This window comes from Lacrimispora sp. 210928-DFI.3.58, from assembly GCF_020554865.1.
Classification (GTDB): Bacteria; Bacillota; Clostridia; order Lachnospirales; family Lachnospiraceae; genus Enterocloster.
The window spans coordinates 25,999-52,574 of the sequence record NZ_JAJCIC010000015.1 but is presented as its reverse complement, the minus strand read 5'-3'; the positions used below and the strand labels follow the sequence as shown (position 1 = coordinate 52,574).

Sequence of the window (26,576 nt, the reverse complement as noted above, 5' to 3'; positions counted from 1 at the left end):
ATTTATTTACTTTTTACGTTTTCCTCCCAGTTTTTCAGGGCATCTGTGATAAGCGCTGCGCAGGCTGCCGTTCCCTTTGCCAGAGCCTTTAGGCTGATATGGAAGCAGGCATGGTGGTGTGGATAGACCTCCCCATTCTCCGGCCTTGCCCCTACCTTATAATAGAAGCCCGGCACGTGCTGGAGATAGACGGAGAAATCCTCTCCTCCCAGCACAGGGGTGTCCTCATAGATCTCTGCCCCCCGGCATTTCTTAATAGACTCCTTGACCTTTTCCACCAGCTCCGCCGGGTTTTCAAGGACAAGGGTGCCGGTGGATATCTCGATCCTTCCCACTGCTCCCCAGGTGGCGCAGCAGCCCTCCACCACTTCCTTCAGGCGTTTTTTTAAGATCTCCTCGCATCCCTTATCCAGCACCCGTATGGTGCCTCCCAGAACTACCTTCTGGGGAATGATATTGGGAGCGCTGCTTCCCTGAAGCTGGGTGATGGTGACAATAGCCCTGTCGGTGGCGCTTACATTCCTTGTCACCACGCCCTGGACAGCCTCAATGATCTTAGCTGCAATGTAGACCGTATCCACTGTCTGATACGGAAAGGCTGCATGGCCGCCTTTTCCCTCTATTTCGATCTGAAAAGTAGAGCTGGAGGCCATGAGCGCGCCCCCGTGAAGGCCAAAGGAATTGACCGGGTAGAGCACATCCAGATGAGCTCCCAGGATCAGATCCACTCCCTCCAATACTCCGCCCTTTACCATATCTGCGGCTCCGCCGGGAAGGACCTCCTCCGCAGGCTGGAACAAAAAGCGCACCTCGCCCGCCAATATGTCTTTTCTCTCTGACAGCAGCTTTGCCGCACCTAAGAGCATTGCTGCGTGACCGTCATGGCCGCAGGCATGCATGACTCCCGGCCTTTTGGACCTATAGGGCACATCTGCCTGCTCCTCAATGGGAAGGGCATCGATATCTGCCCGAAAGGCCACTGTCCGCCCCGGAAAACTGCCCTTTAAGACGCCCATAACGCCTGTTTTACAGGGCCTTGTCACGGTTATCCCTTCAAAGCCCGACAGGATATCTGCAATGGTGTCCGCCGTATCCTTTTCGTGAAAACCCAGCTCAGGATTCTCATGAAAATGACGGTACCATCCTATGATCTGTTCTTCGATCTTCTCTGCTTCTAATACGTAATCTTCCACTGTCTCACAGCCTCCTTCCCTGTGTTCTTTCCCATTTTAAAAGAAGGGAAGGACGAAGCCCACTACCAGCAGAGAGGAAATGGTGATGGTGGAGAATCCGGCTACCAGCATCTTTGGCAGCAGGTAATCCAAAAGCGCTTTTCTCTCCTCGTCCGTGCGTCCCACTGCCTCTGATACCTCATTGGAGATAACGTAGGTTCCTGGGAAGCCGTAAAGGGCAGTAAGGCCAATGACAAAGGCCATGGGATAAGGCATTTTGAGCACCTTGCTCAGCACAAAGGTGATGATCGCAATGGCTACCAGTCCCAGGCCGAACACCACAAACCACGGAACGATCAGGGATAGCAGCATCTGCGGAGTGAGATCCGGAAGGGATCCAAAGCACATTGCCAGTACCATGAACATCATAAGGCCAAAGCCGTTTGCCTTCTGGAAATACTCCTTCTCAATAAAGCCCAGCTGTCCGAATATGATGCCTAAAAGCAGGCAGAAGATCATATAGTGGATCGCTCCCCCTGTGAGAGAGGACAAAAAGGTTGCAAGGCTGGTGAGCAGCGCTCCCTTTGCCAGGAATACCACAGGCTTGCACAGCTCCTGAGGCATTGGACGGAAAATTGGCTTGCTCTCCTTTTTCTTGAAGTCAAAATCCTGGGCAGGTCCGTTTAAGAGCTCCGGCTGGTCAAGGAGATCCTTACAGAGCTTTCTCAAAATGATGGAGCTGATAGGCAGGCCCACAAGAGACTGTGTGAGAAGCACTAACAATCCGAAAATGCCTCCTTCCACAAAGTCATTGGCCTCTGCGATCTCCTTCACCATCAGGTAAACAGGCATGCCTCCTGCTACTACAGGAGCGCCGCAGACAGCGAATCTCCTGTCGATCACCAGCGGGCCCGCAAACACCACCAGGAAACAGATGGCGCAGACAGAGGCAAAGCCGATAAGCAGTGTCTTCCACTGGCTGATCATATCATCAATTTTCACCATGGTTCCCATGTTTACCATGGTAAGTCCGTACAATGTATTTGCTACTGTGGCAAAACCGGTGACTGTCATGATCTCCCTGGGCATCCCCAGCCAGAACATGGCCACCAGAACGATGGTCGTCGTCAGGATCGCAGAAAGTCTGGCCTTTGACTTTACGTTTACGTATTCACCAACTGCAAATGCTAATAAAACAATCGTTGCTGCATAAATGGGCTTCATTCCATTTTCCTCCTATTCTCTTGCAGCAACCTCCCTCTTTTTCTGATCCGGCAAACGCGCCGCTGGCATGTTTATGCCGGATGCTTCGCAATACTTGCCCCTGTCTGAAAGGCAGCGGTCAGTACCGTATCCTCACATGTATTCCCGTTCAATATGTCATACAGCATATCCGTTGCCAGCATTCCCATCTCCCCTTTGGGAATGCGGATGGTGGCCAGGGCCGGCTCCATATAGGACGCAAACTGGATATCATCACAGCCCACCACGGATATATCCTCCGGTATCCGGAGTCCCTGCTCCCTCAGGGCCTTCATGGCTCCAATGGCAACCAGGTCATTCACCGCAAATACGGCTGTAAAGTCCCTGGTGCGGCCAAGAAGCTCTTTCATGCTGTGATAGCCCGCATCCAAATCAGCGATATAGGGCGGCTCTCCCTCTACGATCAGCTCCCGGATTAAAGGAAGTCCCTGGACCCTAAGGGCTTCGCAGAAATCTCCGTACTTTGTGTGCTTACTCTCCTTTGTGGAATAGCCGCTTAGGAACGCGATCCGCTCATGTCCCAGCTCTGCCAGGCATTTCACCATATCCACAATGGCCTTCCTGTAGCTCACGTCCAGGATGTGCCCGAACTCAGGATTGCCTGAAATGACCTTGATTCCGCCTTCGCAGGCCCTCTTTATGGCCGGCTCCATGCTGTCAATATAGGTGGCCAAAAACAGGCCGTCAACATTTCTGGAGATCAGGTCAAAGACAGCGTCCTCCGTAAAATTGAACAGGTTGATATCTATGGTGGAAACAATGTAGCCCTTTGCCCTGGCCTCCTCCTGCATGGCCTCGGCCACCTCCGCATACCGGGGGTTCTTCAGGTTGTTGACGATCAGGGCCAGGTGGCCGCTGCGGTTCGTTGCCAGGCAGCGGGCAGCCTGATTTAAGCGGTAGCCCTTTTCCTCGATAGCCTTTCTCACCCTCATGGTGAGCTCCGGGCTGACATATTTTGTTCCATTTATTACATGTGATACAGTGGCCTCGGATACGCCTGCAGCCAGGGCCACTTCCTTCCTTTTTGACATCCAGCTTCCTCCGTTTCATCTCTGAGCGCTCTGCTCTTTAAGGATATTTTATCACCGGCCTGCCTAAAAGGAAAGGAGGAGGTCACTACAGCTCAATGATTTTTCCTGTATCGGCTGACTCTGCGATGGCGCAGACCACCTTCATAGCTTCCTGTGCTGCCTCTGACTTCACCGGTGACTCTCCTCCGGCAGCAATGGCCTTTACAAAGGCCTCCGGCACGCCTGATGTGGGGTTCTCTTTATTCATGTAACGGATGGTTTCTCCCTCATCAAACTTTACCTCCAGAACACAATCCGGGTAGTACTGTGCTCTTATGACGCCTTTTTCACAGTAGATCACTTCTCCGTTCTCCATCCTTCCGCCGTAGTTGGTGTAGGAGAGGAGCAGGGATCCCAGAATGCCGCTCTCTGTCTTTAAGATGCAGACAGCGTTGTCCTTGATATCCACGTAGTTCCCGTTCTCATCCTTCTTATCCCTGGTGCCTGCAAATGCTCCCACGCTCACAAAACGCTCCCCAAGCATGTAGCTTAACACATCGCATTTATGTATTCCCAGATCAGATATACAGCCCAGGCCCGATGCGGACTTTTTCAGATACCAGGTGGAGCTGGAGCGGTTGATGCTGTAGCGCTCCGGGCCCGGATGAGCCAGGGTGCATTTAAAGGACAGCACCTTTCCCATGATCCCGCTCTCAATGATCTCCCTTGCCTTTCTGTGGCCCAGACTGAAACGCTGGTTGTGGGCAGCCATGTAAAAGCCCTTGCTCTCCTTCTCTGCCTTCAGGATCTCCTCTGCCTCCTCAAGGGAAACGCACATGGGCTTCTCACAGAGAACGCACTTGTCATGCTTGAGAGCCTCTACCGATATGGGGGCATGGCTGTTGTTGGAGGTGCAGATGATCACTCCATCCACTGTCTCATCCTTTAACATGTCCTCATAGCTGTCATATACTTTGCCGCCGTACTTCTCTGCCAGTTCCCTTGCATGCTCCGGGACAAAGTCGTAAAAGCCTGCGATCTCCCCGTCACTTAAGGCTGCCATCTCCGGTGCATGGCGCAGCCTTACGATCTGCCCGCATCCAATGATCCCGATGCGGACCTTTTCCTTTTTTTCCATCCTTTCTTACCTCCTATTTTTCTCTTAACCTGCCCTTCCTTGCTCGTCACGGTTACGCGTGTAACCAACTGTCTAAAATATTGGAGTTACGCGTGTAACTCTTGTTTTTTATTCTATCACATTTCTGCGGTTTGTCAATCACTTTCTGAAAAATTTTACACCTCTTCAGGCCGTCCATCCTGAGGGCATAAAAATACCATACCGGCAGCTGCGTGTTCCTAAGGGATGTTGTATGTGTTTGCGCTTAGACACCAGCTATAGGGCTCATTGCCCCACTCCTCCCAGAACCGGTATGGTGATTTTATTATATATGATTTTTTACTGACATGCAATCCTTCGGAGCCTTGAGTTTCCGCATTTTGCGCCGCGGCTGCCGGGAGAACGGCTGGAGCGACTTTGCAGGACATTAGAAGCTCTTAGACAGCTGGTTTTTCCGTTCAGAGCCACATCAATGATTGTTTGAGCGCAGCGAGTTGCTTTGATGTGGCTCTGGCTTATAGGAAAAAACAGATGTCTTAGTGCTTCTTATGTCCGAAACCGGAGCGTCAGCCGTTCTCCCGGCAGCCGCAGCGCAAAATGCGGAAGCTCAAATTGCGAGCAGCTTTTCTCCCTACTCCGCTGTAAAATTCAGCTTTACCGTGATGGAAGCCGTCTTATACCTGGAACTGGTGTTGAAGGCGCCTCCGTAGCTGTAGGATTCTGTGCCTGAATTGGTTGCAGTGATCTGGAACACACCCAGGCTGGCGGTCAAAAGCTTCCCTGCCTTTGCCCCGGAGCCCTCAGCCACAATATCAATGCGCTCCTTTGCATTGGCTGTGGCCTTCTCGATCAGGTCCAGCTTCATCTCATCCAGCTTTGTATAGTAATACTCCGGCTGAGAGGACTCAAACTCTACACCGGACTCAATCAGCTTTGTGATATCCCTGGAAATATTTTCCACCTTATCTACATCGTAGGAGGAAACCGTAAGGCTCTGTGTCAGGTCATAGCCATCCGGCTCCTCTCCCAGATATTTTCCCTCATCGTCATAGCGTGAAGTATAATTCTGGTAAATGCTCACAGAGCTGAATACCATCTCATCCTCCCCGACCTTATTCTCAGCCAGGTACTGGCGCACCAGCTCCGCATCCTTCTTGATGACCTCGTAGGCCTCCTTCGGAGTGCTTCCATGAACGGAAAAGCTTCCCCTCCATACGATCAGATCCGACTCAAAATCACAGCTGGCTGAGCCTGTGGCTGTGATGCCGCTGCCGCCTCCTGTCTTCTTATAGCTCACGATCCCCTGAATAAAAATGCTGACGCAGATAATGGCGCTTATGCCTGCGATCAGCGCGATCAGAATGGGACGCAGCCCGCTAAGTCCTCCGCCCTGCTCCGGCCCCTTTTGTCTCTCTTCCATACCGTTCCTCCTTTGACTGGTAATGCTTACTCACCGGGTCTTCTTTATCTCCCAGTATAACAAGGATGTATAGGAAAGACAATGGACGTAATTCTTAATATTTATTGCTTCTTTCTTACTTCCCCTCAGCGGACAAGGGCGGCCTGGCTCCACCAATACTCCGGCAGGTAAGCCCTGGTGCCCTCAAGCATATCGCAGACCAGGCTCTCCACCTCTTCTCTGCTGCATCCCCTGGCCTTCACCTGCGGATCCTCCATAAATGCCTCTGCCGCCAGCTCCCTGTCTCCTGTGAGGGCAGCCCTTAAGATCCGCTCATGATTTTCCACATGGGGCAGCACGAGGGCACGGATGTTCTCCGGCAGCCTTCCTGCTATCACGGGGCGGATGGAATCTCTGTCAAAGACAGCGTTTGTCTCCACCACCGCATCCTCAGGAAGGTTCGGGATCTGAAGCCAGGTATTGGGGATGTTCACATTGCTCACCTCACGCCCCAGGCCGCAGAGCGCCTTGATGAGAAGGATGCCTTCCTCTCCTGTGGGCTTAAGCTCTACCTCCTCTTCGCCTGTAAGCAGCCTTCTGCTCTTTTCCAGGCGGCGTTTTAAGTCCTCCTTGCGCCAGTCCACAGAGGTAAGGCCGAATTTCCAGCTATTTACAGTCTCCTCATCCTTCAGATACTCATCCCCCGGCATGAACTCCGCCAGGTGCCTGTCACCTGCTGCGGCGATCAGCCCATAGCGGCAAAACAGGTCAAATTTGACTCTGTGAGCGCAAGCAAAGCAGGCATTGGCCCAGTTGGTATCCCTCTCTGCATAGCCCTCCTCAAAATGCTCCTCTATGTAGGCCCTGTAAATGGGGAAGAGATCGATCCCCTTGTAGGACGCCTCATCAAACCATGTAAAATGATTGATCCCCAGTACATTTACATGGATATCTCTTCTGTTTACCTCATGAAGTCCCGTGGTATCCTCCAGTATGCCCTTTAGCACTTTCTGTGTTCCAAATACTTCATGGCAGCAGCCAAAGGCCTTGATCTCCGGATATACATGATATAAGGTCTTCACACACAGGGACATGGGGTTTGTATAGTTGATGACCCAGGCCTTTGGCGCATACTCCCTTATGGCCTTTGCGATCTCCACAAACATGGGCACTGTGCGCAGCCCCCTCATCATTCCTCCCGGCCCCGATGTATCACCCACGGACTGGTAAATGCCCAGACGCTCCGGCATATGGACATCCACCGCCATCTCATCAAAGGTTCCAGGCAGGATGGAGATCACTACAAAATCCGCTCCGGTAAGGGCCTCCTTCAGGCTCCCTGCAGTCTCGTAACTCCATTTTCCCACTGCCTCACGGCGCTCCTTTATATGGTTTCCGATGACCTCATTGACCTCTGCGGCCTTTCGGTCAATATCATAAAGACGGATCACACCTCCCATAGAGGGCTCCAGCGCCAGATCCGTCATAAATGTCCAGGCCCAGCCCCTGGAGCCTCCGCCGATATAGGCGATCACTGAATCTGTGATATGTTCACTCTCATACTTCATCTTGCCATCTCCTTTTATGTTCTATCTACTGGACATTGTAGCTTAATATTGTATAATTGTCTTATAATATCTTGATTTATTTTTGAGAATTTCAAACGATTTTGACTTTTTATCTGAGAGGAACTATTTAGGAAAATGTTAGAAAATATCATCTACAGCGAAAGGGCTCCCGGCATTACCATTGATCGTATCCGCCGGGAAGCAGGCTTTACCATGGCGGTCAAGCACCTCCACAGCGAATATGAGATCTATTATCTGGCAGAGGGGGAGCGGTATTATTTTATTGACAGCCGGACCTACCATGTGCGGAAGGGCGGCCTTGTGCTCATTGACAAGAACCAGATACATAAGACCAGCCAGGCTGGCTCGGCAGCCCATGACCGTATTCTCATCGGGCTCACTGAGGAAGCACTAAACAGCTTTCTTGCCTTTACAGGAGAGCTTTCCCTGGAGGACTTCTTCAAAGAGCACCGGGGCGTTGTCCAGCTGGATGAAGAGGGACAGGATCTGATCGAGGGATTGCTCCGTGAGCTGGCAGGGGAGCTCTCAGGAAAGAAGACCGGCTATTTCCACATGGCCCTATGCCTTCTCTCACAGCTGTTCATCTACCTTGAACGCAGCCTGTCCTCTCAGGGTTCTCCCTCTGTCCATGCCCCCTTATCCTCCTCCCCAAAGCACCGCAAGGTGGACGAGGTCGCCTCCTACATCACCAGCCATTACAGCGAGGACATATCCCTGGCAGCTCTGGCAGATCGTTTTTTTGTAAATAAATCCTATTTAAGCCGCATCTTCAAGGAGGCCACCGGCTTTACCGTGGTGGAGTACATGAACCTCTGCCGTATACGGGAGGCCCGCCGCCTGCTCCTGTCAGACGGCAAGAGCATTACGGAGATCTCCGGCCTGGTAGGCTACGACACCATTACCTATTTTGAACGCGTATTCCGGTCCTACACCCAGACCTCCCCCTTACAATTCAGAAAGCAGTACAGCCACAGGCTGGAGCCTGTTTCTGTACTGCCCTCTGATAATGTTCCTGAATCCGGATACTGCCGTCCAGGCCTTCCTGCCATCAAAGCTCCGCGTAAACGGCACAGCTTTGCTCTGTCCGGGCGCAGCCTCACAAGCCCAATGGAACCAGATATTTAGGCCTTCACAGCCCACCTCATCTTCGTTGACTTTGCCCTGCTGTTCCTCGCGCACTCCTCTGCGGAGGGGCGGATAACATCCTCCGCCACTTCGCTGTAAAGGCCCTCCTTCTTCAGCTGCTTAAAAGATTTTTTCACCAGCCTGTCCTCCCCGGAATGAAAGGTGAGGATAGCTGCCCGTCCCCCTGGCTTTAACACTCCGGGAAGCTTTTCCAGGAAAGCATAGAGCACCTCGAACTCGCTGTTCACATCAATGCGCAGGGCCTGGAAGGTCCTCTGGCAGGACTTCTTCACTGCCTCCTTCTGCTCGGAAGCCGGAAGGAAGGAAAGGGCTTTCTCGATCACCTCTTTCAGCCTTGTGGTGGTGGAAATATCCCTGCCGTCCTTCTGCTCTTTCAGGACTGCCCTGGCGATCTCCTCTGCATAGGGCTCATCTGAATTTTCAACCAGCATGCCCGTAAGCTCCTCAAAGGACACCTCCTTTAAGCGCTCCGCCGCAGTCACTCCCCTGGACGGATCCAGCCGCAGATCCAAAGGTCCCTCAAACTTATAGGTAAATCCCCTGTCCGGGTTATCGATCTGCATGGAGGACACCCCCAGGTCAGCCAGCACAAAGTCAAAGCCGCCTGCCTCCTCTGCCACCTGGTCCATATCTGCAAAGTTCAGATGGCGTATGGTCAGGATCTCCGGGCCAAAGCCCTGCTCCAGAAGGCGCTTTCTCGTCTTTTCCATTTCAATGGTATCCACATCCAGGGCATAGAGATGTCCCCTGCCCTCCAGGCATTTTAACATTTCCTTCGTGTGGCCCCCATATCCCAGAGTGGCGTCCAGGCCCACCTGGCCCGGCTTTATCTGAAGGAATTCCAGGATCTCCTTCACACAGATGGACAGATGCATTCCCGCCGGCGTGCTGCCTTTTTTGATCACATGCTCAACGGTATCTGCGTACTTCTCCGGCTGGAGCTCCTTATACTTTTCCTTATAGGTCTTTGGGTGGGTTCCCTTATACCTGACCCGCCGCTTGTGCTGCTCCTGCTTTTCCTGCTGTTCCATGGAAAATCCTCCTTTTCTTTCAGGGAAAATGTTCTGGGTTTTATCATATCATTTTCCTTCTTATTTTTCTACGCTATTTTTCCGTTTTCATTTTGACTTTACTATAAAAAACCTTTACAATAGATATAATTGTCTTTTTGGCAAATTTTTTCAAGGAGGTGAGCGGGCTGTGGCAACGATCAAGGATGTTGCAAAAAAATGCGGTTACTCTGTGTGTACCGTTTCCCGCGCTCTTTCTGGAAAAGGGTATCTGAAGGAAGAGACAAAGCAGAAGATCATGGCTGCTGTGGAAGAGCTGGGCTACCGGCCCAATGCCCTGGCTGTCAACTTGAAAACAGGACGCCGCCAGACTCTTGCCCTGATCCTGCCTTCCCTGACAAATATCTATTACCCAAAGCTGGAAAAATATCTGGAAGCCTATGCCACGGAAAAAGGCTACATCATCTATCTGAACAATACGGAATATAACCTGGAGAAGGAGAAGCAGATCGTTGACAATCTGATCGGTATGGACATTGCCGGGGTCATCATCACTCCCACCAGCGGCGAACACGCACATATCATGAAGCTGGCTGAATACAACATCCCTTATGTGTATTTAAACCGGTATTTTGAGGACGATGTGGAGCACTGCCTCCAGATGGACAATAAAACAGCTGCCCACGATGCAGTGGATTACATGATAAAGCTGGGTCACAAGCACATTGGCGGCATTTTCCAGAGCTTTGACAACTCCACCTACCGCGACCGCTACGAAGGGATGCTGGCAGCCATGGAGGAACACGGGCTTGACTGCGATCCCGGCAATGTGATGTTTGATGTCAATCCTGAGGATACAGGAAGGACGCCCGCCCGCATCCTTCAGTTCCTGCAAAAGCCGGGCCGCCCGGAGGCCATCTTTGCCTGCAACGATATGACAGCCTTCAACATCTACCGCGCCTGCTACATTCTGGGCCTGCGGATACCGGAGCATTTGTCTGTCTTTGGCTACGATGACTGCGTGATGGCAAACTTTGTGACGCCTCCCCTTTCTACGGTCAGTGTTCCCGTCAAGCAGATCGCTTCCCAGGCTGTAGCCTTCATCCACCACTATATTGAAACAGGAGAGGGGCAGGAGATGCCAATACTCAAAGCTTCTCTCATGATACGCAACTCTGTACGCAATCGGAATCTGGATTGATCCAATCTGTCAAATACCGCCATGCAGGAGGTTTTCGCTCCCGCATGGCGGTATTTAAAAATCTATTTCATCTGCCGGACCTCTTCGATCAGATCCAGATACTGGGCACTGTACTTTTCATAGACAGGCCCCATCGCCTTTCCCCACTCTTCCGGATCTTCCGGCTCCAGGATCGTTACTCCTGCCCTCTCCAGGGCTGCATAGGCCTTCCTGTCTGCCGTATCAATGGCCTTCCTGTTATACTCCTGAGTCTCCTTGGCTGCCTGCAAAAGCGCATCCTGGTACTCCTTTTTCAGGTTGCCCCAGGTAAGCTTGCTCACCAGGATCACTCCCGGCGTATAGGTATGGCCATCCTTCACATAATAGGGTGCGGCTTCATAAAATTTGTTGTAATAATAACTCACCGGAGGATTTTCCGCACCGTCCACGATCCCCGACTCCAGCGCCGTATACAGCTCCACATAGGCAATGGGCAGCGCCTCCGCCCCCAGAGCATCCACCGTATCCTCCATCATGCTGGTCATCTGTACACGGATCTTTAAGCCCTTCATATCCTCCAGCTTCCTGACAGGTTTTTTTGTGGTAAAAAAATTTCTCGCTCCCTCGTCCAGATAGGCCAGCCCTATCATCCCGGTACATTCCCCGATATTATCCAGGATCTCCTCTCCCAACTCGCTGTTGCACACGGTCCAGAAATGCTCCCTGTCCCGGAAAATATAGGGCAGGGCCAGCACAGAGATCATGGGATTTCCACACTCCACAAGGGATGCACCATTTCCCCGGTAAAGATCCAGGGCTCCCATTTCCATGGACCGGTAGCACCTTGTATCATCTCCCAGCTGGCCTGATGGGTAGATATCCACCACCACCTTGCCGCCGGTGAGTTCCTTTACCCTGTCAGCAAAAAAATTGGCCGAATCGATCATAATATGGCCTTCCGTGTTCACCTCCCCATAGCAGAGGACGATCTCCGGTTCTATCTCATCCTTTATCTCTGTCTTTCTCCCCAGCAATATATATCCGGCCACGAAGCCAGCCATCACAAAAGCAGCCGCAGCCCCTATCAACATGGTATTTTTCAAAATGCTCCTCCCTGACCTTCTAAGATCAGCCCTTTTGTATCTCCATCTCTGAGAAATACTCTACATGGTATTTCAAGCTGTCACCATTAAAGTTCAGCTCTCCCAGCTTTTCAAAACGGCCGATCGCCTCCGAGGTCTTGATCCTGAACCCTGGGATCCGGTTAATACCGCGGATGATCGTCATCAGGCTCCGGCCAAAATTCATCTTTACCGGCATATCCTGATAGCCCAGACAGCCTTCCAGCTCTTCGATCATCTCCATCAGGCGTTCACTGCTCTCCTCCCTGTCCTCACGGACCAGCGACTGGATGATCTCATCCTCCAGTTCAGAAAGCCTCTGCATGCCGCCGGTCATGCTGACAAAAGCCTTCCTCTCATCCTCCGGAGCATACTCCCTGATAAAGGACGCCGCCTCCCTGTAAGCCTCCGGCAGCTTCTCTAACCCAAAGTATGCGCCGCTGACGCCGCAGGCCACAGGGATCCTTTTCTCCTCTGCCAGGTAATTCCTCGCCCTGTTGATGCACCCTGTCAGCTCTGTAAATGCATCCTGCTCTGCAGAAAACAGGCAGATCGTCATCTGATCCATCCAGATACTGTTGAGCACAGTCACTCCCTCCATGTGGAAGTAATTCTTGAACACCTCCTGTGAAAAGCTTCCCATATTGATCAGCGCCGGACTGGAGATCAGGACCACCTTAAACCATTCCTGGCCCACATTCCACATGGCAAATTCCTTCTCGATCTTCTCCGCCCCGTACCTCCCAAAGAACAGGGACCACAAAAGATCCTTCTCCAGATCACGGTAAAAATCAAATTCCCTTTTATTGTCATCTGTCAGCGGGTTGGCATAGGACAGCAGCGCCAGGGAATCCTCCTTCTCTCTGGTCCTGACGATCACCTTGTCCATGGTCTCGCGCAGCTCTGAGTCCAGATAGGGCTTTAACAGGTAGTCCGTCACTCCCAGCTTGATCGCCTGCTTTGCAAAGGCAAAATCGCTGTAGGCTGAGATGATCACCATCTGGATATCCGGATATTTTTTCCTGATCTCCTCCGCTGCTGCGAGCCCGTCCATTCTCGGCATTTTGATATCCAGCAGCACGATCTGGGGCTTGCACTCCTTAAGCTTTTCCATCAAATCCACGCCATCCACCGCCTTATAGACGATCTCCAAGAGACTCGGATAGCTTTCCCTTAATATTTTTTCCAAATACTCCCGCTCATAGGCTTCATCATCTGCCAATATCACACGCAACATACCTGTTTCCTCCTACAGATCGTCCTTGTATTCCATTGCTTCTTTGCTCGATTGCTTCTTATATAGCTTTAATGTTATCCTGGTGATTCCGTCCAGCCGCTCGATCTGCAGCACATCCTCTCTCCGGTAGTACAGCTTCAGCCGTTCCTTCACATTATGAAGGCCAATGGAGGTCTTCGGGATCGCTGCTCCCTGCCGGCCGGGCGTGCTGACGCTGCCCTCTTTGCCGCGCTCTGCCGCAGCCGGGAAGCCAACGCCATTATCTGCCACCACTGCCTCAATATAATCCGGCTTTTCTGTGATCAGGATATCCACCCTTCCACCATTTACCCGGTCCTTTAACCCATGCTGGATGCTGTTTTCCACCAGGGGCTGGATGGTAAGGGGCGGGATCATCACATGATCACTGGAAAAGGACTTGCGCACATCCAGGCAGAAAGTGACCCGCCCCTTCAGATGAAGCTTCTGTATATAGAGATAGGACTGCACCAGCTCGATCTCCGCATCAAGGGGAATGGCTGTGGTCTTGATCTCAATGCTGCTCCGCAGGATCTTGGAAATGGCCTTCACCAGCTGGATGGAGGTATCCCGTTCTCCCAGCTGGATGCTGCGTATCACCAGACTCAGGCTGTTAAACAGAAAATGGGGATTCATCTGCATCTGCAGCTCCCGGATCTTCATCTCTGCCAGATGCTCCTTCATCCGGTGGGTCTCCTCCAGCTCTGTGATCATGGTCCTGATCTGCCGCTTCATCTGATCAAAGGTCCTGGACACCTGATTCAGCTCGCAGTAGGGCGTTTCCTCAATGTCCTCTGCCTCCAGATTATTGTTCATGATCTCTCTTGCGGCGCTCGTAAGCCGCTCTATGGACTGCAGGATCCTGGAGCTCATCTGGTATTCCAGCACGATATATACCAGGAATACGGTCATAAAAAACAGGATGATCGCAATATTCATGACCTGCATTCTGTGGCTGTAGCCCGCAAAGACAATGTTCAGATAGTCCAGATAATAGCTCATCAGCTGGTTTAAGCACCGCTCGATCTCCAGATCCACCTCATCCAGATCCGCTGTCAGGCTGGGATAATAATTCTCCCCGGGCCAGATATAGGACTCTGCCATCTCCCTCCGGTGCTCCGTCACCTGGCATACAATGCGGTATGTCATCTTACATTTCCGGTCATTCTGCATCTTCTCATTCAATTCCTGCAGCTGACTGTCAAACTGCTCGCATTCGTCATAATACTGGCTTAAGGTTCCGCTGTCATGGCTCTTGCTGTACAGCTTAAAAAAGGTGCTGCGCCGGTTGTTGATCACCAGCAGGTCATTTACCTGCTGGTAGTTCTGCAAAAGCCCGTTGTACTGATGGGAAGATTTCACATTGACAAATACAATAGCCGTGATGAACATAACGGCCACTGTCATCAGGATGAATTGATTCCGCTTCAATTCTTGTCGTATGGATTTCATCGATCTCTTCTCGCTTTTCTGTCTGCAATTTTCTCTGTAAATCCTATTCTACATCGCCAAAAAGGGAATGACAAGAAAAACTATCTGGCCTTTTCCCAGGCAGACAAGGCATCGTCTAAGTTCCAATCCTGAAGCTCGTCGCTGTCGCCGGCAAAATACAGATCCTCCTCCTCATAACAGGGATCTCCCTGCGGCTCACCGGAGGATACCGCCTGCTTCTTCAGACAGGAAAGAAACCTCTTCCCATACTTTTCGTATTTAAATTCTCCCACTCCGGATACCGACAGCATCTCCTCCTTTGTCTTCGGCTTCAGGATGCACATATGAGCCAGGGTCTTGTCGGAAAATACGATATAGGGCGGCACCTTCTCTTCCTTTGCGATCTCTGCCCGGAGGCTGCGCAGGCTCTCAAACAGGGATTCCTCCGCCTCTGTAAAGCCGGCTCCCGCTGCGCCTGAGACTGCGGCCAGTCCCTTTTTCCCCTTCTTTCCTCTGGAAGCCTTTGCCTTGTCCTCCTTTGCCTGGCGGTCCGTCTCCTTTGCCATCTTCATGATGACCTGCTCCCCATCCTCCAACACTGCTTTTGCCCTTTTCCCAAGCTTTACAATGGCATACTCGTCATTGGTGACTGTCAGATATTCCTCTAGCTGGAGATGGTTCATCACCTGGCGCAGCTTATAGACCGGAGCCTTTGCCAGCATCCCATAAAACGGATTCTCATTCATCCGGTAGCCCCGTATCTTCGCCGTATTGGCTCCATGGACTGTATCGATAATGACATTGACCCCATACCGCTGCCTGCTGCTCTTCACACAGCCTAAAAGACCTCTGGCAGTCTCTGTCACATCCACCTCTTCAAACTGGCTTAAACAGTTTGAACAGTTGCCGCAGTAATTGCTGCCATATTCCCCGAAATACCGCAGGATATAATCCCGCAGGCATTCATTTGTAAAGCAGTAAAATGTCATCCTGCGCAGGCGCTCCCGGTCCCGCTCCATCACGATCTGCCGCGTCACCGGGTCCAGCTCCTCGTTATCCCGGTTGTGATCAATGAAAAACTGGTTGGTTATCACATCCTGGCCTCCGTAGAGCAGGATACACTCTGCAGGTTCTCCGTCACGGCCTGCCCTTCCGGCCTCCTGGTAGTAGCTTTCCATATTCTTCGGCATATTGTAATGGACCACAAACCGGACATTGGACTTGTCGATCCCCATGCCAAAGGCATTGGTAGCCACCATGATCTGAGCCCTGTCGTAGATAAAATCCTCCTGGTTGTGCTTTCTCTCCCCATCGCTTAAGCCTGCGTGGTAGCGGGTGACGGAAAAGCCGTCCTTTAACAGATTCTGGCATACCTCCTCCACCACCTTTCTTGTAAGGCAGTAGACAATGCCGCTCTCTCCCTTATGGCGCTCCAGGTAATTTTTCATGGTCTGGTACTTATCCTTTGGAGACTGAACTGCAAAATACAGGTTGGAGCGGTCAAAGCCTGTGGTGAGCATCTGGGGGCTCTGCAGCATCAAGATATCGATAATATCATCTCTTACCTCCGCTGTGGCAGTCGCCGTAAAGGCACTGACCACAGGGCGCACCGGAAGCCGCCTGATAAACTCCACGATCTTTAAATAGCTGGGCCTGAAATCCTGTCCCCACTGGGATACGCAGTGGGCTTCATCCACAGCCACCATGGATATCTTTATCTTTGGATCCAGGGCAAAGCGGAGAAATTCCTCTGTCATCAAGCGCTCCGGAGCCACATAGATGATCGGATAACGTCCATTTCTGGCAAACTCCAGAGCCTTGTAATACTGGGCAGCTGTCAGGGAGCTGTTGAGATAGGCTGCATGGATCCCCACTTGATTCAGATTGCTGACCTGATCCTTCATAAGGGAAATGAGGGGAGAGATCACCAGGGTGATCCCATCCATGAGCAGGGCGGGGATCTGATAGCACAGGGATTTTCCTGCTCCTGTAGGCATGATGCCCAGCACATCCCTCCCGGCCAATATACTGTCGATCAGCAGCTCCTGGCCCTCCCTGAACTGGTCGTAGCCAAAATACTGCTTTAATATTTTATTTTTATCCATAAGGCCTCTTCTCCTTTGTGTCAATTTTCCTTCTGCAGCTGTGCCTTCACCTATCATATCATGTTCTTCCCGATCGTGCCAGGCACAGGCAGAAAAGGACTTGTACTATCTTTCATTCATTTTACAAGGATCCCTGTGGTCTGTGATGACCCATCTTAAAGGATCCGAAACTTCAGGAAATTTTACGTTTGCGGAATTCCAAAAAATCATCCGTATTTTCATGGAAATGGGAATTGCAGCCAAAAATCGGAGAAATGCTGTTCAGATTCAATTAGGCCAAGGATACGGCAGACGCCGCAGACAGAAGAGCATAAACCGAAGACCAGCGCATATATTTAGAGAAAAGCCTTCATTGATCGGATGCCTCTATGTTTGATAAGCTGAAATGTCTCCCTAAAAGAAAGCTCCTTCAGACCACCCTGCTTTTCACCCTTGCCTTCTTTGCGGGACGCCTGGCTGCCCAGGTGACAGAGTATAACGAAGCCTCAAGGGCTGTGGCAGCCTCGGCAGAGGGGAACTGGGGCCTTAGCTTTCCCGGCGAGGGACAGATGCCTGTGGGAAATGCCACCGCAGATTATCTGAAGCAGTACAACGCCTACTATGTCCAGGATACACAGGATAAGGTCATCTACCTGACCTTTGATGCCGGATATGAGAACGGCAACACGGAAAAGATCCTGGATGCCTTAAAAAAGCACCAGGTCCCCGCCACTTTTTTCCTGGTAGGCAACTACTTGGAAACCAGCCCGGATCTGGTAAAACGGATGGTGGCAGAAGGCCACACCGTGGGAAACCACACCTTCCATCACCCGGACATGTCAAAGATCTCCACGAAAGAAAGCTTTGAAAAAGAACTGGGCAGTCTGGAGGCCCTGTACCAGCAGACCACGGGCCAGCCTATGAAAAAATATTACCGGCCTCCCCAGGGAAAGTACAGTGAAAGCAACCTTGAGATGGCAAGGGACATGGGCTACCGTACCTTTTTCTGGAGCCTGGCCTATGTAGACTGGTACGAGGATAAACAGCCCACAAAGGAGGAGGCCTTTAAAAAGCTGCTGGGCCGCATCCATCCGGGAGCCATCGTCCTCCTTCACAGCACCTCAAAAACCAATGGGGAGATCCTGGATGAACTGCTGACAAAATGGGAAGAAATGGGCTATCATTTTGCCTCTTTGGATGAGCTTGTTAATCTGCCTTGATCTTTTCCTTCCACTCTGCCTCCTTGAAGCCTGGCAGCACATAGTCTGCTGCCACTGCAAGGGGCCGTTTTACCAGCATTCCGTCTGTGGCAAGAAGATCCAGCTGCTCCTCCTCGCTCATCTTTGGGAGCTTCTCCTTTAAGTTCATCTCCTTGTACAGGTTCCCGCTGGTATTAAAGAATCTCTTTAAGGGAAGACCGCTCTTTTTATACCACGCCTCCAGCTCCGCCCTGGTGGGATTCTCCTCCTTGATGGGCCTTTCCTTATAGGGGATCCCATTTGCATCCAGCCATTTTAAGGCCTTCTGGCAGGTGCTGCATTTTTTATAGCATAAGACTGTCATGTCCATACGTATCCTCCTGGGTATCAATGCTCCTAAGATAACTGTATTATACTTCCCTCTGACAGGATTGGCAAGGTTCTGCCACCTGGTTTTTTCACTTTGTACCTCAGCTTCCGGGAGATCGCTCATGCGGTGCAGGATGCAGAAACATAATACTGCCCAAAAAGCCGCCGGAGTCTCCTGTGCTCCGGCGGCTTTCTCATGCAAAATATTCTCAGCAGTCTACTATCTTATGTCTGTGCGCTCTTAACGCCTTCCTTTTCACTTTGTCATTTACATGCCTGTTTTATACCCTTACTTTCACTACGATCTTTTTGACTGCACACGGTCCGTTTGCTGTCATGCGTCTGGGCGCATGTCCATCCTCCGGTGGAACGATGGCAAAATCTCCGGCCTTTAAGACCACACAGCCGCTCTGGGCTGGCTCTTTATAGAAGATCAGGTCCTTCTCCTTGTCATATTCCATGGATGGAGTGAGATTTGCAACAGGCTCATAGCCAAAGCACTCCTCCCCCTCTGCCACATACTGCACATCAAAATAGGCGCGGTGGCTCTCAAAAGGACATTCCTTCACGTCCATTGTGGTGTAGCTCTGCACATTGGCAAATACTTCCTCACCATCGATCGGCACATTGCCTACAGGCAGGGCGGCAAGATCGGTTTCTCTTAAAAATGCAAATGCCTTTTTGAATTTGCCGCTGAGGTAATCGTATTTCTCAGCCAGTAACATGTTTGTTGTTAACATATTGATCTCCTTTATTATTCCGCGCTTTGGCGCTCAATTATTTTTTATGTGATTCATGCAGCAGATCTCATCATAGAGCCCCCAGGCTGCGTTCCTGTCATAGGAATAGACGAGAAGCACATCCAGCATATACGGCGATGCCTCAAGCTCCATGAGCTCGGCCGCAAATGCCATGGCGGCGATCTCCGACAGACAGGCAATGGCGGAGCGGTTGGAAAACGGCTTTCTCCATAATTCCACCTTTTCTGTCCGTGTAAAGATCTCCTCTGCATGCTGCTCTTCCACTGCGTGGAACAGCTCATGGGCCAGCAGCGTCCCCTTCAGCGCTTCTCCTTCCAGAAGCGGGCATTTCCATTCTACCTGAAGGGCTGCCGCCCTGTCAATACAGTCCGTAAATATAGTGATCTCATCCGGCTGGACAAACTGTGCAAAGAGAACGAGCCCGCCTCCTGTGGGCCTTTCCTCCAGCTTCACCTTCATGCCCATTTTCTCTGCCAGAAGCCAGGGACTGCGGGTGCCGTATTGTGCTGCCATCCGCCTGGCCCATTCACGGCCGCAGGCATTGGCCTTCACCGTGTAGCTGTCCTTCTGCTCCTCTGTGAATTTTCCTTCCAAAGGCTCCCGGCTGAAGGCGTACCTTCCCCACATTTCCTCTGTAAAGCCGGCTAAGGTGCCTGCCATTTCTTCCAGGGAAACCTCCGGGTATTCCTGATTGGCAGACAGAGCGCCCCTTCCGGCAAAGGCTTCTGCAAGCCTGCTCCATTTTTCTGCCTTTCCCATAAAAACGCTCCTTTCTGTCTGCACATCCATCCGCTACAGGCTGTTCTTTGCGCCGACGATAATGATATCATCGGCAGGGTTGATCATCTGCATCTCCACTTCCATCAGCATCATGATCTTATCCAGATCCGTGGATCCGGCAAAATCCATCACGCGGGCTCCGGCACAGATATAGTAATCCGGGCGCAGGATCGCATCCTGCTGGTAGATCGCCAGCTCTTCCCACAGCTGGGAGACCATATTGCGGTAGCTTCCTGCCTTGCACAGGATGGCCTTTCCGTCATTGCGCTGCACCTTGATGAAGCCCTTCTTATCCAGGATGCGTACCGGGTGCCTGCCCTTTTTGTCCATGCCAAATACATAAAAGTTCTTTGTGGCACATTCCTGACTGATCTCTGAGGGCTGTGCCTTTAAGTCCTCCGCTGCCAGCTGGCATGCCTCCTCTGCTGTGCACTCCTTTAAAAGATCGGTGGTCTTTACCTCCGTGGAGCCCAGGGCAATGGCCGTCAGCTTTGAAGTCTGAGGATCGATCTCAATGTGCACCTCCACGCTGTCAGGCGCCGCACCGCTCTCCACAGCCTTGTCAATGGCCTCAGCCTTGATGGAACGGATATCCTCCGGAGTGGGGTTGGGAACCACGCGCTCTACCACATCGCGGACCATAGCCAGGGCAACTCCGATAGAGGAGATGACCTCTGCATTATCGGGGATGGAGTAGCGCAGGCCCATCTTGTCAGAACAGAAGCCGATCAGGGAAGCTGCGCCTCCGCCAACTCCCACCAGGCTGATCTGATCCTTCTCCAGACGGTATTTTTCAGCCAGGTCCATGATGATTGGCTCGATCTTCTCATAGGCTCTTGTCAGGATCTGTGTGGCAACCTCCTCCACAGTCTTGCCCATATAGTCAGCCAGAGGCTGCATTGCCTTGCGGGCTGCATTGGCATTGCCGTATGCAAAATACTCCGGCTTGATGAGGCCCAGCACATTGGCCGCACAGGTGTTGGTGATGGTGATCCGCTTTCCGCTCTTTAGCTCGATGGCCACATAGTCTGCAGGATCCCCCTCCTTCGGGCTGAAAAATACCACCTTCGGGTCTACGATCTCCTCCTCCGGCGTAAATACGGCATAGTCCATGCCTGCAATGTGGGCGGAACGGGGGCCTACATCCTTGACTCCGTTCTTGTCCGCCCGCACCATGCTGCCTCCGGCAACGCCCAGCACGCGCACATCCAGGCTGCTGATATATGTACGGTGTCCTCCTACCACAGAGTAGTCAATGGCAGGACGTCCGTCCTTGATCACGCCGATATTGGTGGTGGTGCCGCCAACCTCAAAGTACACGCCGTTGGAAGCGCGCAGATACATCAGGCTTCCCATAACAGAGGCAGCAGGGCCGGACAGCATGGTGAGCACCGGACGCTTCTTCATCTCGCTGATCTCCATAACGCCGCCGTCACCTCTCATGATCATAAGGGGTACCTCCACACCGGCGCTGCGCACGCTCTGCTCCGTGGAATTGGCGGTATTTAACATCTTCGGCAAGATAGAGGCATTGATGGCTGCTGTGCGGGTGCGGCGGGTCAGGCCGTAAAGCTTTGTGATCTCGCTGGCAGCCGTTGCCTCAAGGCCCATGTCCTTGGCGATCTTACAGATGCCGGTCTCATTTTCCATATCGTCCACACCGTAGGATTCGCTGGCAACCACCACCTGGGCTCCTTCCTCAGTCAGGGACTTGATGGTGTCCGTTACCAGCTGGTCTGACAGCTTCTCATCACAGATAAAACGGTTGTGGAGACGGATAAAGCGGCCGGAGCCCAGGTCGATATCCTTCATATTGGTCTGTGCCTTTGCGATCCATCCGCCCGGTCCCTTCGGTCCAACGCCGATGACTCCCACACGGGCAACATCGCCCTCGATCAGGGCATTAGTAGCCTGGGTGGTGGAGTGTGCCACAAAGATGACATCCTTCGGGTTAATGTTGTTTTCCTTCAGGCAGTTCTGAAAGGCCTGCACCACTCCGGCGGCAACTCCGGCCTTGTCATCGTGTGTTGTCTTCACAGAAGATTTTCCGATAATTTCATGTGTCGCATTATCAATGGCAACGGCTTTTGTATGTGTTCCGCCCACATCAATTCCCATACGTACTTTTCTATCACTCATTTCTGGCTCCTCCTTAACCGAACATGACATAGGTGATCGCCTGCATCACTGCACAGATGATCCATGCAACAGGCAGTGTCTTCTTCAAATGCTCTCTCGTGGATACCTTCGCATAGCTGATGCCCCATGCGATCCAGCTCTGGGTCATACAGATGGATACGTTCATGGTGATGGATGGGATGACCATCAGGGCATACAGGTATGGGGTGGAGAATCCGATACCCTTTAGGATTCCCAGCGTGGCAGCTCCACAGCCAAATAGAGTGAAGGGGCCGCGGAACATTCCCAGGGGTGCTAACAGGGCAAAGGCAATGCTGATGACAAGGGTATTGTGGGGGATCACATTGCCGAGGAGTGCGTTAAAATACGGTACGCAGAGCTCCGCAGCCTTGTTGAACATCGGGATCATCAGCAGGAAGCCCACAAGAGGAGCTGTGTCTACCACACCGTCAAAGAAATCCTTGTTGAGCACACGGCAGGCGCCGCGGAAGGACTTCAGCTTCCCGCACACAGCCAGGGCGTAAAAGCTTCCAATGGTGAAGCCCAGGATGATCGGAATATTGAATACCACCAGCAGCACAACCGGAAGGATCGGGGCGATCAGGGCGATGGAAGGAACATATCCGGGGCGTAACTTTCTGGCAGAGGATGCACTCCATGCATGTACGGTCTTCTTTTTTCTCAAGGAGAAGGCGCACATCAGGATCACCAGGATCAGCTGTACGGCCACACCGGTCATTGCCCAGCGCAGGCGGGCAGGATCGTCATAGGTGATCAGCTGCTTGCCGTTCTCATCCAGGAAAAAGGCCAGGAACTGTCCGGAAAGGACCGGGTTTAAATACATGCCTGCTCCGACGCTCATCATAAAGGAGCCAACAGACAGCGTCTTCGGAATGCCCAGGCTCATAAGGATCGGAAGAATGATAACACCGATAGCCACAACAGCACCTGCTCCGAATAAGGTGGAGAAGATGGCAGTGGTGACAATGGAGAGCAGCACGCAGATGATGACTGGCTTATCTCCTCCAAGCTCTACGGTTTTACGGATCAGGGTGTCCGCAATGCCTGTCTGCAGGAGCACACGGCCGAACCATGCACCGAATACAACGTTTACCAGCACGCTTCCCCATCCCTCAGGACCTGACTGGAAGACCTTTGTGATGGCAGCGACAAAGGAGATATCGGTGACGCCGGGATAGGCAGCGATAAACTCCGGATTTGTGGCAAATGTATTGCCGATAAGCGGAAGAGCCGTCCAGATGATACCCATGATCAGCATGCCCATCATTAAATTTCCGCCCCGCACAGCGTAGACTGCCAGGCCCACGAAGGAGATGAGCAGCAGGATCCCTATAACATATTCCATAATGTTTCCTCCTGTTTTCTTTTTGTTTTGTGAAAATATTTTGCAAGTTTGAGAAAGCGCTTTCTTTGAGTTTATTATAAATCTTTCACTATTTTTGTCAATAGTTTTCTTGTTTTCTTTTTTATATTTCGTCATTATGTTTAATTTTTCCATCTAATTCTCGTCAAAATGACGGTTATTTTTTAACAACATGTTAGCGCTTTCTCAATATCGTAAAAAAAGGGATATCTTTCCTTTTATCCTTGAAAGATATCCCTGAAATATTTTTTCGTCAAAGCTGGAATGAGCTGTGCTTTGTCTTTCTTGATGCGGCCGCCATTTATGCTGCCTGTCCTTTATGCCGCCTGCCCTTTACGTGGTCTGCCCCTCCACCAGCTCCGGCTGGATGGTACAGGAGGAATAGGCCTCTGTTTTTTCGATCAGGCTTGTCAGCAGCTGGACGCAGAGCATGGCTACCAGCTCCGGCTTATTGTCTATGGTGGTGAGCCGGGGTTCGCATATTCTCGCATATTCGGAATTGTTGTAGCCGGTGACAGCCACATCCTCCGGCACGCGGAGTCCTGCGTGTAAAAGCGCTTTCACAGCGCCTGCCGCTGTCACATCCTCTCCGCAGACAACCGCTGTAAAGGTATTCCCTTTCCGCAGCAGCTGCTCCACGGCTTTCATACCTCCCTCAATGCTCATGGCAGTATTCACCACGCGCTTTTTGGCATCCTTTATGCCATACCGTCCCAGGCTGTTCAAAAAGCCTTCGCACTTGAGCCTTGCGCTGACCGTATCCATATCCTTTAGATAATAGATTTCGCGGTGGCCCTTCCGCACCAGATGATCCACTGCCAGTCCAATGCCGTACTTGTCATCTACCAGAACAGAATACGAATTTGGCAGCTCCAGCTTTCCATTGGCCAGCACGGTGGGCGTTGTGCGCAGAAGGCCTTCGATCTCCGGATCTCTGCAGATAGTATTAAAGACAGAACCCACCAGGACAATGCCATCCACCTGCTTTTCCAGTGCTGCCCGCAGATATTTCACAGTTTCCTGAAGCTCTCCTCCCGTATTGCAGAGGCTGACCTCATATCCGCGGCGGCTGAATTCCCGTTCGATCGTGTAGGCCGTCCTGGCATAGTGAGGCACCCGTATGTCCACTGTCAGGACAGCCACCTTGTTCAGGGATTTGCTCATCATCCCCCTTGCGATGGCACTGGGGACGTAGCTGTTCCTGGCCAGGATCTCCTCCACCTTTTCCCTGGTAGCCGGATTCACATTTCCCTTATTGTTCATCACACGTGAAACGGTGGATATGGAAACGCCTGCTTCCTTTGCTATATCATAAATATTCATAATGTCTCTCTTTTCTGCTCTATTCTTATGAAAGGGCTTTTATAAAAGAATAAGGGATAGACCGCGGTTTTGTCAAGAACATTGCAAATATGCTTTTTTTACTGGATTTTATTATAGCTTATGCTATGATATATGATGAAACGCCAGAATGATCTTACAGATAAAACAGATAAAGGAGGATGTTATGTTCAATATACTTTGCTTTGGTGACTCCAATACATTTGGGACAAATCCAAAAGGCGGAAGGCACAGCTGGAATGTGCGCTGGCCCGGACGGCTGCAGCAGCTTTTGGGAAAGGAATACTATATCATCGAGGAGGGAATGGGCGGGCGCACTACGGTGTGGGACGACCCCTTAGAACCCAACCGCTGCGGGCTTTCAGCTCTTCCGGTGGCACTGCAGAGCCACAAGCCTCTCGACATGGTGATCCTCTCTCTGGGAACAAATGACTGCAAGGCCCATTTTCACGCAACGCCCAGGATCATTGCCAAGGGCATGGAATGCCTCTGCAAGGAGGTGCGCTCCTTTAACTATGGCCCCAGCTATCCTGTCCCTAAAATCCTTATCATATCCCCCATCCACATTTTGGAGGATGTAGAGCACTCTCCCTTTGCCAGCTTTGACAAAACCTCTCCGGAAAAGTCCAGGCTGCTGGCTCCCCTTTACCGGAATGTGGCTTCGGAACAGGACTGCCTGTTTTTAGACGGATCTGCCGTGGCAAAGGCGAGCCCTATAGACCAGCTCCACATGGACAAAGACGATCACCGTGCCCTGGCTGAGGCTGTAGCCGATATCGTAAAAACCTATTTTGAGGCCTGATACGTATGCCAATGCCTCCGGCCTGATCCGTAGCGGCTGCACTCCTATACGGCAGCTGTCTCGTACCCTGCTTCCATTTCCTTCACTCTCCGGTACAGTTCCCTGTTTACCGGGACCTCCACCCCGTACTGCTCTGCCTTCCTTATGACGGTCCCTGCAAACAGCTCCACCTCTGACGGGCGCTTTGCAAGGCCGTCCTGGCGCATGGAGGGCATTCCCTCCGGACTCAGGGTGTCCATCAGGTCCACATAGCCCTGAAGGTCCTCCTCTGTCACACGGATATGCTCCTTTTCAGCCAGGACGATCACCTCTCTCATGGCCGCTATCATGAGCTGCCTGGCCTCTCCCTGCTTCTGAATAGTGCCGTATGTACCTTCCTCCACCATCACAGCCTGGTTCACTCCCACATTCAGCATCCATTTGCACCACAGCCGCCGCAGGATATCCGGCTCCTTCGTGTAGGCAAGGCCTGTGGCGTCAAAGAGATCCGTGACCGCCTTTAACAGCGGCTCCTTCTCCGGCTGATCCTCCGGGATACCAATACAAAGCTGGCCCATTTGGGAATAAGTCAGGTCATTGCCAAGCTTCACCGCATCCATCCCCTGGGCAACGCAGTAAAGCACATGCTCCTTCCCCAGCGCATCTCCGATGATCTCCTCGCTGGATATACCATTGAGCACAGACAGGATAATGGTATCCCTGCCAACCTGCTTTCTGGCAGTCTCTATGGCGGAGGAAAGGGCTGTTGCCTTTACCGCAAATATCAGAAGCTGAGCCGGGCCTTTCTCGGAGGGAAGCGCCCCGTCCTTTACCCGGAAGCTCCAGGGCTTACCGTTACAGGTCACTTCCACTCCTTCATAGCGTTTGAGCCTTTCCTTATCCACCAGAAAAGTCACATGATCCTTTCCCAGCCTTTCTGCGAAAAAGCTTCCGTATAATATTCCCAGAGCTCCCATTCCTATAATGGAAACACGCTCGATCCTCTTCATTTGCTTTGCGTTCCTTTCCTCTTTGCCGCCATCAT

General features: G+C 51.8%; 22 protein-coding genes. 4 read left to right on the top strand and 18 right to left on the bottom strand.

Annotated features, from left to right (window positions below):
• Positions 1-2 precede the first annotated feature (2 nt).
• The 6 genes from LIZ87_RS11005 to LIZ87_RS10980 all read right to left on the bottom strand — a co-directional run bounded on the left by LIZ87_RS11005 (position 3) and on the right by LIZ87_RS10980 (position 7,529).
• Positions 3-1,193, bottom strand: a complete 1,191-nt coding sequence (locus LIZ87_RS11005; protein ID WP_227146989.1) for a M20 metallopeptidase family protein — start codon at positions 1,191-1,193, stop codon at positions 3-5.
• Positions 1,194-1,229: 36 nt separating this feature from the next.
• A complete protein-coding gene (locus tag LIZ87_RS11000; protein WP_227146986.1) occupies positions 1,230-2,396 on the bottom strand; it encodes a hypothetical protein in 1,167 nt (388 codons plus the stop codon).
• Positions 2,397-2,467: 71 nt separating this feature from the next.
• Entirely contained in the window at positions 2,468-3,466 is a 999-nt protein-coding gene (locus LIZ87_RS10995) for a LacI family DNA-binding transcriptional regulator (RefSeq protein WP_178315791.1), read from the bottom strand.
• Positions 3,467-3,551: 85 nt separating this feature from the next.
• A complete protein-coding gene (locus tag LIZ87_RS10990) occupies positions 3,552-4,583 on the bottom strand; it encodes a Gfo/Idh/MocA family protein (RefSeq protein WP_178315789.1) in 1,032 nt (343 codons plus the stop codon).
• Between the two features lie 610 nt (positions 4,584-5,193).
• Positions 5,194-5,982 carry an SIMPL domain-containing protein gene (locus LIZ87_RS10985; RefSeq protein WP_178315787.1) on the bottom strand — a complete coding sequence of 263 codons (789 nt, stop codon included), beginning with the start codon at positions 5,980-5,982 and terminating at the stop codon, positions 5,194-5,196.
• A gap of 125 nt (positions 5,983-6,107) precedes the next feature.
• Positions 6,108-7,529: an alpha-glucosidase/alpha-galactosidase gene (locus LIZ87_RS10980; protein WP_178315786.1), complete on the bottom strand. Its 1,422-nt coding sequence runs from the start codon at positions 7,527-7,529 to the stop codon at positions 6,108-6,110.
• A gap of 135 nt (positions 7,530-7,664) precedes the next feature.
• Between LIZ87_RS10980 and LIZ87_RS10975 the strand changes: the two genes are divergently transcribed.
• The gene (locus LIZ87_RS10975; RefSeq protein WP_178315784.1) at positions 7,665-8,675 is read left to right on the top strand and encodes an AraC family transcriptional regulator; all 1,011 of its coding nucleotides are present in this window, start codon (positions 7,665-7,667) and stop codon (positions 8,673-8,675) included.
• On the opposite strand, the gene rsmH is transcribed toward LIZ87_RS10975, so the two are convergent.
• Positions 8,672-9,727, bottom strand: a complete 1,056-nt coding sequence (gene rsmH, locus LIZ87_RS10970; protein WP_178315782.1) for a 16S rRNA (cytosine(1402)-N(4))-methyltransferase RsmH — start codon at positions 9,725-9,727, stop codon at positions 8,672-8,674. The two genes, LIZ87_RS10975 and rsmH, sit on opposite strands and share 4 nt — an antisense overlap.
• Before the next feature lie 169 nt (positions 9,728-9,896).
• Here rsmH and LIZ87_RS10965 point away from each other — a divergent pair, with 169 nt between their 5' ends.
• Positions 9,897-10,907, top strand: coding sequence for a LacI family DNA-binding transcriptional regulator (locus tag LIZ87_RS10965; RefSeq protein ID WP_178315780.1), 1,011 nt, complete (start codon positions 9,897-9,899; stop codon positions 10,905-10,907).
• 62 nt (positions 10,908-10,969) lie between these two features.
• Here the strand turns inward: LIZ87_RS10965 and LIZ87_RS10960 are convergent, their stop codons facing one another.
• From LIZ87_RS10960 to recQ, 4 genes are all read right to left on the bottom strand, one after another.
• A complete protein-coding gene (locus LIZ87_RS10960; protein WP_227146983.1) occupies positions 10,970-11,989 on the bottom strand; it encodes a TRAP transporter substrate-binding protein in 1,020 nt (339 codons plus the stop codon).
• Between the two features lie 25 nt (positions 11,990-12,014).
• A complete protein-coding gene (locus LIZ87_RS10955; RefSeq protein WP_178313255.1) occupies positions 12,015-13,244 on the bottom strand; it encodes a response regulator in 1,230 nt (409 codons plus the stop codon).
• A gap of 12 nt (positions 13,245-13,256) precedes the next feature.
• Positions 13,257-14,693 carry a sensor histidine kinase gene (locus tag LIZ87_RS10950; RefSeq protein ID WP_227146980.1) on the bottom strand — a complete coding sequence of 479 codons (1,437 nt, stop codon included), beginning with the start codon at positions 14,691-14,693 and terminating at the stop codon, positions 13,257-13,259.
• Between the two features lie 101 nt (positions 14,694-14,794).
• Positions 14,795-16,798 (bottom strand): DNA helicase RecQ, encoded by a 2,004-nt coding sequence (recQ, locus tag LIZ87_RS10945; RefSeq protein WP_227146977.1) that lies wholly within the window; start codon positions 16,796-16,798, stop codon positions 14,795-14,797.
• 368 nt (positions 16,799-17,166) lie between these two features.
• On the opposite strand from recQ, the gene pdaA reads away from it, so the two are divergent.
• Complete coding sequence (pdaA, locus tag LIZ87_RS10940) at positions 17,167-17,997, top strand: delta-lactam-biosynthetic de-N-acetylase (RefSeq protein ID WP_178313258.1); 831 nt, start codon at positions 17,167-17,169, stop codon at positions 17,995-17,997.
• On the opposite strand, the gene LIZ87_RS10935 is transcribed toward pdaA, so the two are convergent.
• The 6 genes from LIZ87_RS10935 to LIZ87_RS10910 form a co-directional block, all read right to left on the bottom strand.
• Positions 17,984-18,346, bottom strand: a complete 363-nt coding sequence (locus tag LIZ87_RS10935; RefSeq protein WP_178313259.1) for an arsenate reductase family protein — start codon at positions 18,344-18,346, stop codon at positions 17,984-17,986. The genes pdaA and LIZ87_RS10935 overlap by 14 nt on opposite strands.
• Before the next feature lie 280 nt (positions 18,347-18,626).
• Entirely contained in the window at positions 18,627-19,085 is a 459-nt protein-coding gene (locus LIZ87_RS10930) for a YhcH/YjgK/YiaL family protein (protein WP_227146975.1), read from the bottom strand.
• 33 nt (positions 19,086-19,118) lie between these two features.
• Entirely contained in the window at positions 19,119-19,865 is a 747-nt protein-coding gene (locus tag LIZ87_RS10925) for a hypothetical protein (protein WP_227146973.1), read from the bottom strand.
• A gap of 33 nt (positions 19,866-19,898) precedes the next feature.
• Positions 19,899-22,025: a hydantoinase/oxoprolinase family protein gene (locus LIZ87_RS10920; protein WP_227146971.1), complete on the bottom strand. Its 2,127-nt coding sequence runs from the start codon at positions 22,023-22,025 to the stop codon at positions 19,899-19,901.
• Between the two features lie 13 nt (positions 22,026-22,038).
• A complete protein-coding gene (locus LIZ87_RS10915; RefSeq protein WP_227146968.1) occupies positions 22,039-23,391 on the bottom strand; it encodes a citrate transporter in 1,353 nt (450 codons plus the stop codon).
• 351 nt (positions 23,392-23,742) lie between these two features.
• A complete protein-coding gene (locus tag LIZ87_RS10910) occupies positions 23,743-24,732 on the bottom strand; it encodes a LacI family DNA-binding transcriptional regulator (protein WP_178316592.1) in 990 nt (329 codons plus the stop codon).
• Between the two features lie 184 nt (positions 24,733-24,916).
• Between LIZ87_RS10910 and LIZ87_RS10905 the strand changes: the two genes are divergently transcribed.
• On the top strand, positions 24,917-25,552 hold the full coding sequence (locus LIZ87_RS10905; protein ID WP_227146965.1) for an SGNH/GDSL hydrolase family protein: 636 nt from the start codon (positions 24,917-24,919) through the stop codon (positions 25,550-25,552).
• A gap of 44 nt (positions 25,553-25,596) precedes the next feature.
• On the opposite strand, the gene LIZ87_RS10900 is transcribed toward LIZ87_RS10905, so the two are convergent.
• On the bottom strand, positions 25,597-26,541 hold the full coding sequence (locus LIZ87_RS10900; RefSeq protein WP_178316590.1) for a ketopantoate reductase family protein: 945 nt from the start codon (positions 26,539-26,541) through the stop codon (positions 25,597-25,599).
• Positions 26,542-26,576: the final 35 nt, after the last annotated feature.